The 13,694-nt window shown below is 68.7% G+C and carries 15 protein-coding genes, 1 tRNA gene and 1 riboswitch; of the genes, 4 read left to right on the plus strand and 12 right to left on the minus strand.

The genetic code is table 11. The annotated features are described in order from the left end of the window. Positions 1-136: 136 nt before the first annotated feature. Positions 137-604 (minus strand): thioredoxin-dependent thiol peroxidase, encoded by a 468-nt coding sequence (gene bcp / locus BM150_RS21630; protein ID WP_092929506.1) that lies wholly within the window; start codon positions 602-604, stop codon positions 137-139. Between the two features lie 27 nt (positions 605-631). Continuing rightward, on the minus strand, positions 632-799 hold the full coding sequence (locus BM150_RS24305) for a hypothetical protein (protein ID WP_175496964.1): 168 nt from the start codon (positions 797-799) through the stop codon (positions 632-634). Between the two features lie 243 nt (positions 800-1,042). Here BM150_RS24305 and BM150_RS21635 point away from each other — a divergent pair, with 243 nt between their 5' ends. The 3 genes from BM150_RS21635 (at position 1,043) to BM150_RS21645 (ending at position 3,953) form a co-directional block, all read left to right on the plus strand. Then, a complete protein-coding gene (locus BM150_RS21635; RefSeq protein WP_092929508.1) occupies positions 1,043-2,776 on the plus strand; it encodes a pyruvate dehydrogenase in 1,734 nt (577 codons plus the stop codon). A gap of 136 nt (positions 2,777-2,912) precedes the next feature. Next, the gene (locus BM150_RS21640) at positions 2,913-3,761 is read left to right on the plus strand and encodes a helix-turn-helix domain-containing protein (protein ID WP_092929510.1); all 849 of its coding nucleotides are present in this window, start codon (positions 2,913-2,915) and stop codon (positions 3,759-3,761) included. Continuing rightward, entirely contained in the window at positions 3,762-3,953 is a 192-nt protein-coding gene (locus BM150_RS21645) for a DUF397 domain-containing protein (RefSeq protein WP_092929512.1), read from the plus strand. A gap of 201 nt (positions 3,954-4,154) precedes the next feature. On the opposite strand, the gene BM150_RS21650 is transcribed toward BM150_RS21645, so the two are convergent. The 6 genes from BM150_RS21650 to BM150_RS21675 form a co-directional block, all read right to left on the minus strand. After that, complete coding sequence (locus tag BM150_RS21650; RefSeq protein WP_245755661.1) at positions 4,155-5,897, minus strand: PH domain-containing protein; 1,743 nt, start codon at positions 5,895-5,897, stop codon at positions 4,155-4,157. Then, entirely contained in the window at positions 5,894-6,406 is a 513-nt protein-coding gene (locus tag BM150_RS21655) for a PH domain-containing protein (RefSeq protein ID WP_092929563.1), read from the minus strand. Before BM150_RS21655 ends, BM150_RS21650 begins: the two co-directional genes overlap by 4 nt. A gap of 135 nt (positions 6,407-6,541) precedes the next feature. Next, a complete protein-coding gene (locus BM150_RS21660) occupies positions 6,542-7,567 on the minus strand; it encodes an ABC transporter substrate-binding protein (protein WP_092929514.1) in 1,026 nt (341 codons plus the stop codon). A 71-nt stretch (positions 7,568-7,638) separates the two neighbouring features. Then, entirely contained in the window at positions 7,639-8,409 is a 771-nt protein-coding gene (locus BM150_RS21665) for an ABC transporter ATP-binding protein (protein ID WP_092929516.1), read from the minus strand. Further along, on the minus strand, positions 8,409-9,476 hold the full coding sequence (locus BM150_RS21670) for a FecCD family ABC transporter permease (protein WP_092929565.1): 1,068 nt from the start codon (positions 9,474-9,476) through the stop codon (positions 8,409-8,411). Before BM150_RS21670 ends, BM150_RS21665 begins: the two co-directional genes overlap by 1 nt. Positions 9,477-9,815: 339 nt before the next feature. Beyond that, a riboswitch (cobalamin riboswitch) is annotated at positions 9,816-9,926 on the minus strand. 129 nt (positions 9,927-10,055) lie between these two features. Continuing rightward, positions 10,056-10,129: transfer RNA gene (locus BM150_RS21675), tRNA-Leu, on the minus strand. A gap of 206 nt (positions 10,130-10,335) precedes the next feature. Between BM150_RS21675 and BM150_RS21680 the strand changes: the two genes are divergently transcribed. Continuing rightward, positions 10,336-10,557, plus strand: coding sequence for a DUF3618 domain-containing protein (locus BM150_RS21680; protein ID WP_043578384.1), 222 nt, complete (start codon positions 10,336-10,338; stop codon positions 10,555-10,557). Positions 10,558-10,685: 128 nt separating this feature from the next. Here BM150_RS21680 and BM150_RS21685 read toward each other — a convergent pair whose 3' ends face one another. The 4 genes from BM150_RS21685 to BM150_RS21700 form a co-directional block, all read right to left on the minus strand. Next, complete coding sequence (locus tag BM150_RS21685; protein WP_092929567.1) at positions 10,686-11,300, minus strand: TetR/AcrR family transcriptional regulator C-terminal ligand-binding domain-containing protein; 615 nt, start codon at positions 11,298-11,300, stop codon at positions 10,686-10,688. Between the two features lie 152 nt (positions 11,301-11,452). Then, complete coding sequence (locus tag BM150_RS21690) at positions 11,453-11,773, minus strand: hypothetical protein (RefSeq protein WP_092929518.1); 321 nt, start codon at positions 11,771-11,773, stop codon at positions 11,453-11,455. A gap of 119 nt (positions 11,774-11,892) precedes the next feature. Beyond that, positions 11,893-12,480: a nucleotidyltransferase family protein gene (locus BM150_RS21695; RefSeq protein ID WP_245755664.1), complete on the minus strand. Its 588-nt coding sequence runs from the start codon at positions 12,478-12,480 to the stop codon at positions 11,893-11,895. Further along, positions 12,473-13,603 (minus strand): XdhC family protein, encoded by a 1,131-nt coding sequence (locus BM150_RS21700; RefSeq protein WP_092929522.1) that lies wholly within the window; start codon positions 13,601-13,603, stop codon positions 12,473-12,475. The genes BM150_RS21695 and BM150_RS21700 overlap by 8 nt, the downstream gene beginning before the upstream one ends. Positions 13,604-13,694 lie beyond the last annotated feature (91 nt).

The following is a 13,694-nucleotide window of genomic DNA, read 5'->3' on the forward strand; positions in this document are numbered from 1 at the left end:
CCCCAGGTCGCTCGCTTGGCGGTAGTGCCGAAGGCGCGGCGATTTCGCGAGAAATCGACACCGACCGAACCGGGCGCGTGTCGGGCCCGCGCCGGGAACGGGCCCCACCTCGTCGGTTCGACCGTGAAGCTTCCCGTCAGACTCCGATCTCGCGCCGCAGGCGGTCGACGTGCCCGGTGGCCTTGACGTTGTACAACGCCTGCGCCACCTTGCCTTCCGGATCGACCACGAACGTCGAGCGGATCACGCCCTGCACGGTCTTGCCGTAGTTCTGCTTCTCGCCGTAGGCACCCCACTCGGTCATGACCTCGTGGTCCGGGTCGGAGAGCAGCGGGAAGGTCAGTCCTTCTGCGTCGCGGAACTCGGCCAGCTTGGCCGGTTTGTCGGGCGAGATCCCCAGCACCGCGAATCCGGCGCCCTCCAGTTCGGCGAGGCTGTCCCGGAAGTCGCAGGCCTCCTTGGTGCACCCCGGGGTACCGGCGGCCGGGTAGAAGTACACGACCACCGATTTCCCGCGGTAATCGGAGAGCGTCACGGAGTTGTCATCGGCATCGGACAGGGTGAAGTCGGGGGCGGCATCGCCCGTCGAGAGTTTCGCTGTCATGCCCCGACGCTAGCCGATGCCGTCCGGCTACGGACGCGGTGTCGTCGTGGAGGAGATCACCGGCGACGTCGACTCCGCCGTCGGTTGTTCGGAACGGAACACATCGGCGTTGGCCATGATGGCGCCGAACCAGAGTCCGGCGACCGCCGAGGCGGTCACCGCGATAGCGGACAGGGTGTAACCGCGGACGTTCACCACTTTCCTTTCCCGTGATCATCTTTCTGGGTCGCCGATGAGATCGCACGGGAGATGGACAACGTTACTTGTGTCCCTCGAATGGGTGAGTGCGCGGTGTGGGAGCCGGGTGTCGGTGCTCTCGAGTTGCGTCCGGTCAACCGGACGGTGAGGCTCGCTGACTGGAGCCCGTACCGCGGTGCCGCCGCTCGTGGGACACCCGTCGGGCGCTGTTACAACCCCGTAGGTCTCGTTGGAGCAGCCATGCCGACAGTGGCCGATCAGTTCATCGAGGTGCTCGTCGAGGCCGGTGTCCGACGGATCTACGGCATCGTGGGAGACAGTCTCAACCCGATCGTCGACGCGGTGCGACGCACCGACGGCATCGAGTGGGTCCACGTGCGCCACGAGGAGAGCGCCGCGTTCGCGGCGGCTGCCGAAGCGCAGCTCACCGGCGGATTGGCAGTCTGCGCGGGCAGCTGCGGTCCCGGTAACCTGCACCTGATCAACGGGCTGTTCGACGCGCATCGCAGCGGCGCCCCCGTGCTGGCTCTCGCCTCGCAGATCCCCTCGGCCCAGATCGGCACCGGTTTCTTCCAGGAAACCCACCCCGAACGGATGTTCAACGAGTGCAGCCATCTCTGCGAGGTGCTCTCCCAGCCGGAGCAGATGCCCAGGCTGCTGCGCAGCGCGTTGCAGACGGCGGCGGGCAGCCGAGGTGTCTCGGTGCTGGTGCTTCCCGGTGACGTGGCGCAGCGCACGGCGGTCAACCCGGTCCGCCAGGGAACCGTGCACTGCCAACCGCCGACCGTGGTCCCGCCCGAGTCCCAACTGCGCGAGCTGGCCCGCGCGCTCAACTCGGCGGAGCGGGTCATGCTCTTCTGCGGTGCCGGAACCCGCCACGCGCACGACGAGGTGATGCGACTGGCCGAGACGGTCAAATCACCGGTGGGGCACGCGCTGCGCGGCAAGGAGTGGATCCAGTACGACAACCCGTACGACGTCGGGATGAGCGGACTGCTCGGCTACGGTGCCTGCCACGAGGCCATGCACCGTGCCGACCTCGTGGTACTGCTCGGAACCGACTTCCCCTACGACGACTTCCTGCCGCAGGCCAACACCGTCCAGGTCGACATCGAACCCGCGCACCTCGCTCGCCGCACCGTGCTGGACGTGGCCGTCCAGGGCGACGTCGCCGAGACCATCCGGGCGGTGCTGCCGCACCTCGACACCAAGACCGACAGGTCCTTCCTGGACCAGATGCTGCGCGAACACGCCGACACGCTGGAACGCGTGGTGGACGCCTACACCAGGGACGTCGACAAGCGGGTCCCCATCCACCCCGAGTACGTCACCGATGTGCTCGACGACCTCGCGGACGAGGACGCTGTGTTCACAGTGGACACCGGTATGTGCAACGTCTGGTCCGCCCGTTACATCACCCCCAACGGCCGACGCAGGATGCTCGGTTCGTTCATCCACGGCTCGATGGCCAACGCGCTGCCGCACGCGATCGGGGCGCAACTGGCCGACGGGAACCGGCAGGTCGTCGCCATGTCCGGTGACGGCGGGCTGTCCATGTTGCTCGGAGAACTGCTGACCCTGCGTACGCGGCAGCTGCCCGTGAAAGTGGTGCTGTTCAACAACGCCTCGCTGGGCATGGTGAAGCTGGAGATGCTCGTGGACGGCATGCCCGACTTCGGCACCGACCAGGACCCGGTGGACTTCGCCGCGTTGGTCAGCGCGCTCGGGATGTACTCCGTGCGAGTGCGGCGTCCCGAGGAGGTCCGCGTCGCGCTGCGGGACGCGCTGTCGCACCCGGGGCCCGCCGTGGTCGACGTGGTCACCGACCCCAACGCACTGTCCATCCCGCCGCACATCACCGGCAGCCAGGTCAAGGGATTCGCGCTCGCCGTGAGCAGGACGGTGCTGGCCGGTGGTGTCGGAAAGATGGTCCGACTGGCACGCAGCAACCTGCGCAACATCCCGAAGCCCTGAGCGGATGTCACCCGTTCGGCGGGTCGGTCACTCCGCCGGATGATGCTGTCGGGCTCCTCCGTTCGGAACCGCGTCGTCGAGTCGTTCGTGCAACAGTGTGGTGACGCTGCGAGGTCGGACGGAGCAGACTGGGGACATGACAGTGAGTCCGACGGTGCGGCGCCGCAGGCTGGCGGCCGAACTCCGCAGGCTGCGTGCCGTACGTGAAGTCACTCAGCAGCAGGCCGCGCAGTATCTCGGCTGTACTCAGGCCAAGATAGGTCGTTTCGAAACCGCCAAGCGCACCCCTACGGCGAGGGACGTGACCGCGTTGCTGGAGTTCTACGGTGTCGACGGAGCCGCACGGCAACGATTGCTCGAACTGACACGGGACGCCCGCACGCGTGGCTGGTGGCAGTCCTACGGCGACGTCCTGCCCGAGTGGTACGAGAACTACATCGGGTTGGAGGCAGAGGCCGCGGCGATCGAAACGTACGAGCCGGATGCCGTGCCGGGGCTGCTGCAGACCGAGGAGTACGCCCACGCCATCACCGAGGCGACCCTCATCGATGCCGACGAGCGCGACATCCGGCGCAGGGCCGAGCTGCGGCTGCGGCGACAACAACGGCTCACCGGCGACGAACCGCTCCGGTTCTGGGCGGTGATCGGTGAGGCCGCGTTGCGCAGAAGGGTGGGTGGGGCACGAGTGCTGCGCGAACAGCTCGAACACCTGTTGCGCATGGCCGAGCACGAGCACATCACGTTGCAGGTCATGCCGCTGGACGCCGACGCGCATCCCGCCCAGGTGGGGCCGTTCGTAATACTGCGCTACGCCGGTGACGCCGATCCCGATGTGGTGTACGTGGAGACACACGTTGGTGGATGGTCCCTCGAAAGAGAGAACGAACTGTCGAACTATCAAGCCATGATGGATCATTTACGTGCACACGCCGCCGATCCGGAGGAATCGTCGCGCGTGATTCAGGCACGAATAGGGGAGTTGTAGATGAGCGAACTCTTGTCATGGCGCAGCAGCAGTCGAACTCAGGGGCAGGGACAGTGTGTCGAGGTCGGTTTCGCGAACACCGCTGTGTGGGTGCGTGACAGCAAGAATCCGCCCGCGGGACAGCTCTCGGTGGGCATGCGGCAGTGGGTCTCGTTCCTGAGCATGCTCAAGGGGGAGTCCCGCCGGAACTGATCCCGTCCCGGTGAGGGATGATTCCCGCCCGGTGCGGCACGGCGGTGTCCGTCCCGAGGTCGTCGATAACCGCGGTTTCGTCTCGGGGTTCGTGTCGCGCGGGTGGGGTTCCGCGGCGTTTCGCGCGAAGAATCGCACGTCGGCGGATGACTTGTCTTTCCGTGAATTCCGACCCGCCCGCATGGGTGAGTAATTTTCGTATTATGGGGTCGTTTCGTTCCCGCTTTCGGGTGGGGAATCGTTCTGCGGGACCGTGGGCTCCCCGGTGGATTTCGAATTCTTTTCCAGAAAGGGTTCGAGCAGGCCCGGCGCGCAGCGTTCGGCGAATGCCAGTCCCTGTTCCGCTCCCGCGTCGGGAACGTAGTAACAGCCGTTCCCCGCCGCGGTGGTGGCACCCACGGTGAGCAGGCCGGTAAGTCGTTGCACCGGCGACTGGCTGATGCGCCACCCGATGATCCCCTCGCGCTGCAGCAGCACCGTGCGCTTGACTCCGGTGCCGTAGCGCGTGACGAGGTACTCGTCGCTGTAACCGTGTCCCAGGTTGCGGTAGGCGTCCCGGGCGAAAGCGGCCGCCGGGAAACCCGCCAACAGCGGCACCGACCAACTCCACCACGGGATCAACTCGGTGCGTGCCGCGGCCACCGCGAGCGCGACCGAGACCGCGACCACGGGAAGCAGTGCTCGTGTCATCCGTCGCCGCAGCGCGGTACGCGGGTGTGCACGCAGCGGACTTCCGCGGTCGAGCGAATCGGAGCGTTCCAGCACCCGCGCGGCGGTTCGCTCGGCGACCTCGCGCGGCGCGGGGGGCAGCAGCGCCTTGTTGTCCGATCGCCCCGAGGCCGCGCCCTCTCCCAACCCGGTGGCCACGGCGGTGAGCCTGCTGCCACCGGCCCACCGCAGCAGCAGCGGCTCGGCCAGCTCCACCCCGCGCAGTCTGCGCCGTTCCAGCGAGACGGCGCGGATCGTCAGCAGTCCCCGCCTCGTCCGGAGCGTGGTGTCGGCTTCCCTGGTGAGGCGGAATCCCCACCACATCTCGACGGACAGTGCCAGCGCCCCCAACAGGCCACCGAGCAGCACCGTCACCACCACCGACGCGACCGTCAACCACACCGGGACGTGGCTCCACACCGACATCGCCTTGTCGGAGAGCCAATCGGTCGCGCTGTCGGAGGCCCAGAGCGCGCGGAACACGTCGCTGAGGGTGCTCATCGCCGAGCCGATCGCGGCCCAGGTGACCAGCAGCAGTGAAGCGGTCAGGGTGCTGTAGAGGTACCAGCTCGGGCGCATCCGAGCCAGTTCCGCTCCGGTCTCCCGCTCGACGCCCCCGGGCCGGCCGGCGTCGGAGGGACCGGCTCCACTGGTTCCGCTCCCGGCTGCCGGGCGGGTCCGGGGCCGCAGCAACAGCTCACGCAGCTGCTCCGCCCTGGCCGTGGGCATCGCGTCCAGCTTGAGATCGCTGTCGCTTCCGGACTGCCTGCCGGTGCCGATCTTGACCACCGCGATCCCCAGCATCCGGTGCACCACGGGTGCGGTCAGATCGACGCTGCGAATGCGTTCGCGCGGGATGGAACTGAAACTCCGCGAGATGTTGCCCTGACGCAGCTCGAACCGTTCGTCCGTGACCCGGAACCGGGTGAAGTACCAGCTCAGCCAGGAGCCCAGCGTGGTGAGCAGGACGGCGGTCAGCCAGACACCCGCCGTGCCCAACGCGCGCAAGGAGTTGTCGCGGGAAAGCGCCATCACCCCCACCACCGGAAACATCGGCGCGATGACCAGCACTGTCGAGGCGAGAATCGCCTTCGGATCGAGTCGTTGCCAGGTCTCGAACGAATCCGGTGCCCCCGGTCGGGTGCCGGTGGGGGAATCGCCGGTGGGTGATTCGCCACCGGGTTGCTCGGCCGTGGGCTGCTCGTCGGCGGAGTATTCGGTGGGTGGTTCACTCAAGTGGCATCACCCGGAGTGGCCTGCGTGGTTCTGGTGAGCCGCTCCGCGAGCTCCGCTGCCACGTCCCGCTCCAGGCCGTCGATGCTCAGCGGTCCGGCAGCGGACGCGGTGGTGACGGTGACGCTGGAGAGCCCGAGCGCGCGTTGCAACGGTCCCCGTGCGGTGTCCACGGTCTGGATCCGCGACATCGGGGCCACCCGCCATTCCCTGCTCACCCAGCCCGCGGCGGTGTACACGGCCGAATCGGTGGTTTCCCAGCGGTGCACGCGGTAGCGCCACCAGGGCATCACCGCGACGTAGCCGATCCCGAGCACCCCGCACACGATCAGGGCGATCACCAACCACTCGCGGACAGCGGGCAGCCACCAGGCCGCCCCGCCGAGTGCCAGCAGGAGCACCGCCACGCGGGAAACCGCCTGGCAGCTCCACCAGAGCACGGCCCTGCGGGCGACCCGGTGTCGCGGTGGCCGCAGTCGCACACCGCCCTCGGTGCCGCCGACGTCGATCATCGCCACCTCCGTGCGGCTCGTGGTCCCCCTCATTCTGGCAGGGGAGCTTCCCGCCGCGGTGGGGTGACCGTTCCGACACCGACACGGTGCTCGGAGCGAGACGTCCCGGTCGACATCGGTGACACCTACGGCGGGTCAGCCGTTCGAGGTCGGTACGGACTCCAGGAACTCGGCGAGCTCGCGCACCGCCGAGGGGTTGCGCGGTCCCTCCACCAGAGCCGCGTAGGGCAGGTCGATGAACCGTTCCCGCCGCACTGCCTCCAGCTGGGAAAGCGCGGGATGGCCGCGGAGAAAGTCGGTCTTGTCCCGCACGCTCTTGTTTCCGTAGTCGTTGATCAGGATCACGTCCGGATCGGCGCGCAGCACGGTCTCCCAGCTCACCGAGACCCAGCTGTCGTCGAGATCGGCGAAGACGTTCCTGCCGCCCGCCTTGTTGATGATCTGATCGGCTGCCCCGCCGTTACCGGAGGTGAAGGGCTCGCTCTGCCCCGAGTCGTAGAGGAACACCGTGGGACGTTCCTCCTCGGTCGAGTCGGGGGCGGCCCGCTCGATGGTGCTCTTGTACTCGGAGACGAGCCGCTCGGCCCGTTCCGGCACGCCGAACAGCTCACCGAGGTTGCGGACGTCGGTGTAGAGCGCCTCCAGCGGAGGCATGATGCTCCGCTTGTCGGTGCCATCGACCCGGCAGGACTCGCTGAGCACGTAGGATTCGATTCCCTCGGACCTCAGCCGCTTCGGGGTGAGGCGTTCCGACTCGCCGAACCCGTAGTTCCACCCGGCGAAGACCATGTCCGCGTCCGCCTTGCGGATCTGTTCCATCCCCATTTCCTCGGACAGGTGCGGGACCCGCTCGAACCGCTGTCGCCACGGGGAGCTCGCCGCGCCACGCCGCTGTCCGTCGGACAGGAAGTACCCGGCCATCCGGTCCTCCAGCCCGAGCGCGAACATGATCTCTGTGATCGCGATGTCGTTGGTGACCACCTTCTCCGGCGGGGTTTCGTAAGTGCGCTCCCGCTCGCAGTTGGTCAGCGTCACCGGGAACCGCTCCGGCACGTCCCCGGAGGACTCCGATGCCACTTCCGCACCGCAGCCGCCGAGCAGCAACGCGCTCGTGAACAGCAGTGCCGCACCCCGAATCGTCGACGTTCGGTACTCGCCCATGCTTTCGTGCCCCTTCGAATCGGTTTCAGGTCGAATCGGTGTCGGTCCCGGTCGCTCGGGCCCGGTCGTCCTCAGGTCCCAGTGGTTTCGGCGGGCGCGAACAGCAGCTGCGGAACTCTCGTCTCCGGGTGTTCGACCACGTGCACCCGGACTCCGAAAACCGCGCCGATGGTTTCCGGGGTCAGTACTTCTCCGGGAGGCCCACCAGCCACGACACGTCCCCGCTGCAGCACGTGGATGTGGTCGCACCAGGCGGCTGCCAGGTTCAGGTCGTGCAGCGCCGTCAGCGTCGTGATGCCCAGCCGCCGCACCAGCGAGAGCACCTCCAGCTGGTGGCGAATGTCGAGATGATTGGTGGGCTCGTCCAGCACCAGCAGTTCCGGCCGCTGAACCAGTGCCCGCGCGATGAGCACCCGCTGCTTCTCCCCGCCCGACAGCGAGACGATGCCCCGCTCCGCCAGGTGCAGGCAGTCCACCGCGCGCAGTGCTTCGATCGGTCCGTAACCGTTCGGTTTCAGGGTGGACTCGCGGTGCGGGGTTCGTCCCATCTCGACGACCTCGGTGACGGTGAAGTCGAATTCGGACCGCGACTCCTGGGGCAGCGCAGCGGTCAACCGAGCGCTCTCGCGCAACGACATGGCGACCAGGTTCCGGCCACCGAGTCGAATGCTTCCCCGATCCGGGCGCATCGTCCGGTAGACACAGCGCAGCGTGCTGGACTTGCCGCTGCCGTTGGGACCGACCAGGCCGACGAGCCCACCCGAGGGCACCCGCAGGTTCACGTCCTCGACGATCCGCTCGCCCGCGGCGGAAACGGCCACCTCTCGCAGCTCCAGATCCATCAGCGGCCTCCCAACGTGGCGCCGCGGCGGCGCAGCAACAGCAGGAAGCAGGGCACACCGATCGCCGCCGTGATCACACCGAGCGGCAGCTGCTCCGGAGCGGCGACGGTTCGTGCCAGCACGTCCGTCCACACCAGGAACACCGCGCCCGCCAACGGGGTCAGCGGCAGTACTCGCCGGTGGTCGGCGCCGACGAGCAGCCGGACCAGGTGCGGCAACATCAGGCCGACGAAGCCGACCGCGCCGCTGACCGCGACCAGTACACCGGTGACGGCCGCGGCGAGTACGAACAGCTCACGGCGGAACTTCGCGGGATCGACTCCCAGCGTCGTGGCCGTCTCGTCCCCCATCGCCAGGGCGTTGAGCCGGTTGCCGGAAAGCAGCAGGTAACCGATTCCACAGCAGACGACCAGTGTGGCCACGGGCAGCGAACGCCACGTAACACCGCCGAGGCTGCCCAACAGCCAGAACATCACGGACTTGGCCGCGTTACCGTTCGGCGACTGGAAGATCAGCAGGGTGGTCACGGCGGAGAAACCGTAGGACATCGCCGTGCCGGTCAGGATCAGTCGCAGCGGGGTCAGCCCGTCCGAGGTGCGGGCGATCAGGTACACCAGCGCCGTCGCTCCCAACGCACCGAGGAAGGCCGCGGTGGAAAGGGCGTACAGTCCGAGAGCCCCCAGGATTCCGTAGAGCGCGACGGCGCTGGCGCCCACCGAGGCGCCCGAGGAGATACCGAGCACGAACGGGTCCGCCAGCGCGTTGCGCACCATCGCCTGGGTCGCCACTCCGACGGTGCTCAGTCCGGCACCGACAACCGCGGCGAGCAGCACACGGGGAAGTCGGACGTCCCAGATGATGTAGTAGAGCCCCGCGTCCTCGGCCGGGACGACTCCACCGCGCAGCGCCCGGTACAGCAGCTCGACGGTCTTGCCGAACGGGATGCCGGTCGGCCCCAGGGCCACGCCGCAGATCACCGAGACCAACAGTCCGGCACCGAACAGCGTGCACAACAGCGGCAGTCGGGCTCCCCAGCGTCGGTTCGGCCGCGTTGTCGGCTCGGACACGTCCTCGGCGTCGTCCGCGTCCCCCGGTCGTGGCCCCGGCTGCGGCGTGTCGCCGGTCGTTCCGGCGGTGACCGTGTCGTTCACGGCAGCCGCGGCGCTGTCGGCGGATGTGTCTCGGTGTGACGGCCGGGATAGTGACGGCCGGGATCGCTCGGGAGAGATCGCGAGCTCAGCGGATGGTGGAGCCTGTCGCACAACGGGAGGTGCCTTTCGTTCGCGGTCGAGGACCGCGCGGGGGCACCACGCGCACGGGGTCACCGCCTGGTGGCGGCTGTGCCGGTGCTCCCTCCCGCGATCCTCGACGGTCGTGGAGCTTCGCCCACCGCGGCGCGTGCGGCGGGGCTCTCATCGGCAGCGACGGGTTCTCGGGCTTGCTCGAACGAGCTCACCGTTGCGGGTCAGCGCCGGATTCGCACCGGACTTCCCCCGACCACTGCCGGTTTCGTTGTCCGGACAATCCTCGGGGGAGAGATCAGCTGTGTCCACGCGTTGTGTGAGTGCCCACAAACCGGGAGTCCTCCGGGAAGCAGCACCGGAGCGGTCGCGGGCGGAAAAAGGCACAGCGGAACCGCGGGAGAGTGAGGCCGGCGGGACTCGAACCCGCACTGGCTAGGACCTAAACCTAGTGCCTCTGCCAATTGGGCTACGGCCCCTCACGGGTCAGGATACCGATCCGCACCGCCACGTGACGGGCAGGTCCCGGTCCGGCCGTTCCGCGACACGGGCAGCTCCACCACCCGTTGGCGCTGTGGTGTGATCTACGGTGTGCACAGCCAGAGTGCCCGAGCCGGGAGCCCCGCTCCCCGGGCGCGCGTACGCTCACCCGATGCCGAGACCCCGGCGAGTACGAGGAGGACAGGTGGCCCGCGATCCCGACGCCATCCAGCGCGACATCGAAAAGGCCCGTGAGGCGCTCGCAGCTTCGCTGGACGAGCTGGAAACCAAGGCCAACCCCACTCGCGCCGTCGAGGTGGGCAAAGCCACCGTTCGGGAGAAACTGGAGGACCCCCGGATCCGCTACGCGTTGATCGGCGCGGGCGCGCTGACGGCGGTTCTGGTGCTGCGCAAGTTGCTGCGCTGAAGCTCCCTGCCGAGGCAAGCCGGCCGCGGTCCGACCGGCTTGCGGGCACGGCGGGACCGGCGGTTCGACATCGCGAGGCGCCGGCCCACGCGCCGGTACCCGAGGAGCGGATCGTTCCGCGAGGAAGACTAAGGATCCCGGTGCAGCAGCGGTAGCAGTGCCTCGCGCAACAGTCGATCCACGAAGGGCTGATCCAGTGGCTCCCCGGTCAGCATCAAACGGTGGATCAACGCGGCCCCGGCGAGTTCCACCACGGTGTCCACCGGGGCGTGTTCGCTCGTCTCACCCCGTTCGACGCCGCGGTCGATGATGCTGCGCAGCACGTCACGCTGCGGCAGCAGGAAGGAGTCCCGGAAGGCGGCGGCGAGTTCCGGCTCGTGCGGCAGCTCGCCGACCAGTGCCTGCGCGCCCTTGCCGACCGGGCCACTGAGGAATTCCGCGAACGCGCTGAGGAACTCGCGCAGATCGCTTTCCATCGAGCCGTTGTCCGGTTGCGGAATGTTCCGCCGCGCCAGCTGGGTGCAGGTGTCGATGACCAGTTCGAGTTTGGACTCCCAGCGGCGGTAGATGGTGGCCTTGCCCGCCCGCGCCTGCGCTGCCACCGCGTCCATGGTCAACGCGCGGTAGCCGACCTCGGCCAGCACCTCGAGGGCGGCGTCGCGCAGCGCGGCGTCGCGTGTGGCGTCACGCGGTCTGCCCCTCGCCGGGGTGGCTCCCGCGTCCTGGGCGCGGCTGCCACCCACGGGATGCTCGGCTTCCCAATCGTGGTCGATCGGTGTGTTCACGGCCAGTCATCCTAGTAGTAGGGCTTCGCGGGCCCGGCTCGCCGCCGTGGTGCACCGAGCACGCCGACCGGGTGACGCCGAGGAGCCTCGTCCGGTCCGAGCCCGACCATTCAGCCGGGATGGCCGCCGGGATGCTGCTGCGCCGCCGCGGCGGCCGCCTGCTGGGCGGCCGCGCGGGTGGCCTCATCGGACAGTCCGTGCCTGGCCTGTAAGTAGGCGATGCTGAAGGCGAAGCCGTCGCCGTCCAGTAAGTGAATGACCACGCGTCCGGCCGAATTGGGCGCCAGCTGCTCGATCAGCTGGTCCGCCTGGACCCTTGCCGCGATCAGTCCCGGCGCACGCGCGCTGCGCGATTCCCAGTCGGAAGAGACGTGCACCACCCAATCGTCCCCGTCGGGCAGGTAATTGGCTGTGATGTGCCCTTGAGCCATGATGCCTCCGCGTCCAGCATGCTCAATCATCGCCGTGAACTCGCGCGTTCCGGCCGAAGGGCGGCCGCATTGGGCGTGGATCGGCACGGTCACTCACGCGTGGTCATTGACTCTACGGGTTATCCCCCGTTCAGGTCTTCCGGGCGGTCGATATCGAAAGTCTCGGCGACGTCCTCACAAGCCACGAGCGTTACTTCGCGGGATCGCAGATAGTCCCGCGCTCCTCGGTCCCCCCGAGCGGCGTCGTGCACTCCGTCCCAGTGCAGCCTGCCCAACAGCACCGGATGGCCGCGCTCGCCGTGGTAACTCGCGGCCGCGAGCGCGTCCGGAGCGGCGTATTCCGACACCCGCCGCGCAGCGAATTCGGTAATTCCCGGCATGTCCACCGGAAGAATGAGAGCACTCGTCACATCGGAATAGTGCTCCGAATCGCGCAGTGTCGCCAGCCCCGTACGCAACGACGAGCCCATTCCGCTGCGCCAGTCCGGATTGGTCACCGGCACCGAGTCGGCGAGCTCGGCGGTTTCCGCGATCCGCTCGGCCGCGGCGCCGAGCACCACGAGCACCGGTTCGCACCCCGCCGCGCGCAGGACGGACACGGCCCGCTCCACCAGCAGCGATCCGTGATGGCGAACCAGCGCCTTGGGCATGCCGAACCTGCGGCCCTCACCCGCCGCCAGCACCACGCCCGCCATCCGCTCAGGCAACGTGGATCGGTCCGCTGGTGTGCGTCAAGGGGTGCGCACTGCCGTGGTTTCGCAGTGCCACGATCTCCGCCGCGATGGCGACCGCCGTTTCCTCGGGAGTCCGCCCGCCGAGGTCGAGCCCGATGGGAGCGCGCAGTCGTTCCAGCTCCGACGCGGTCAGCCCCGCCGCGCGCAACCGATCCACGCGATCGGCATGGGTGCGACGTGAGCCGAGCGCGCCGACATAGCCCGCCGGGCCGCGCAGCGCCTCCCGGAGCACCGGTACGTCGAACTTCGCGTCGTGGGTGAGCACGCAGACAACGCTACGTCGATCCGGGGCGATCTCGGCCAGGTACTCGTGCGGCCAGCGCACCACCACCTCGTCCGCTTCCGGGAACCGTCGCCGCGTGGCGAACACCGGACGGGCGTCGCACACCGTCACGTGATAACCGAGGAACTTGCCCATCCGTGCCAGCGCGGCGGCGTGGTCGATGGCACCGAACACCAGCATGCGCGGTGGGGTGTTCCACGACTCGACGAACACGGGGTGCTCGTGCCCACCGGGGACGCACAACTGTCCGATTCCGGAGGTGTTCCGGTCGAGCATCGCCCGGGCCTCGGCCACCACGGTCCCGTCCAGCTCGGCGTCGCCGGTGCCGCCCACGTGCTCGTCGACTCCCACCGCCAGTGTCCGCCCGGTTTCGAGCACCCGCGCCACCGCGACGGGCAGACCCCGCCGGGCCGAGCGCAGCGCCCAGGAAAGCGCCGCGACCGTGCCGCCCGTTCCCGTCGCTTCCGAGCCGACCCCCGTATCGGGGCCGAGTCCCGCGCCGGGCTCGACCGGATGCAGGTAGACGTCCAGCTCTCCGCCGCAGGTCAGGCCCACCGCGAACGGGTCATCCGGATCCGGGTCGAACGAGGTCCGCACCGGTTCACCGTCGGCCAGCGCTTCGAGGGCCAGCGAGTGCACCGCCCCCTCCACGCAGCCGCCCGAGAGGCTGCCCAGCACCGTCCCGTCGGCGTGCACCGCGGCGGTCGCACCCACATCACGGGGCGCGCTGCCGCGCACTCCCACGATCGAGGCGATCACGAACCGTTCACCGGCTTCCAACCATCGCAGCAGTTCGTCGCCGATCTCGCGCATACCAGCCACCTCTCAAGCGGATCGAAAGCGGGCGAACCCGGCTCGAAGGACCTCGTCGGAGCCTTCCGGCCATGCCGACCTCGGTCACACC

The organism is Actinopolyspora alba (assembly GCF_900112765.1).
GTDB lineage: Bacteria > Actinomycetota > Actinomycetes > Mycobacteriales > Pseudonocardiaceae > Actinopolyspora > Actinopolyspora alba.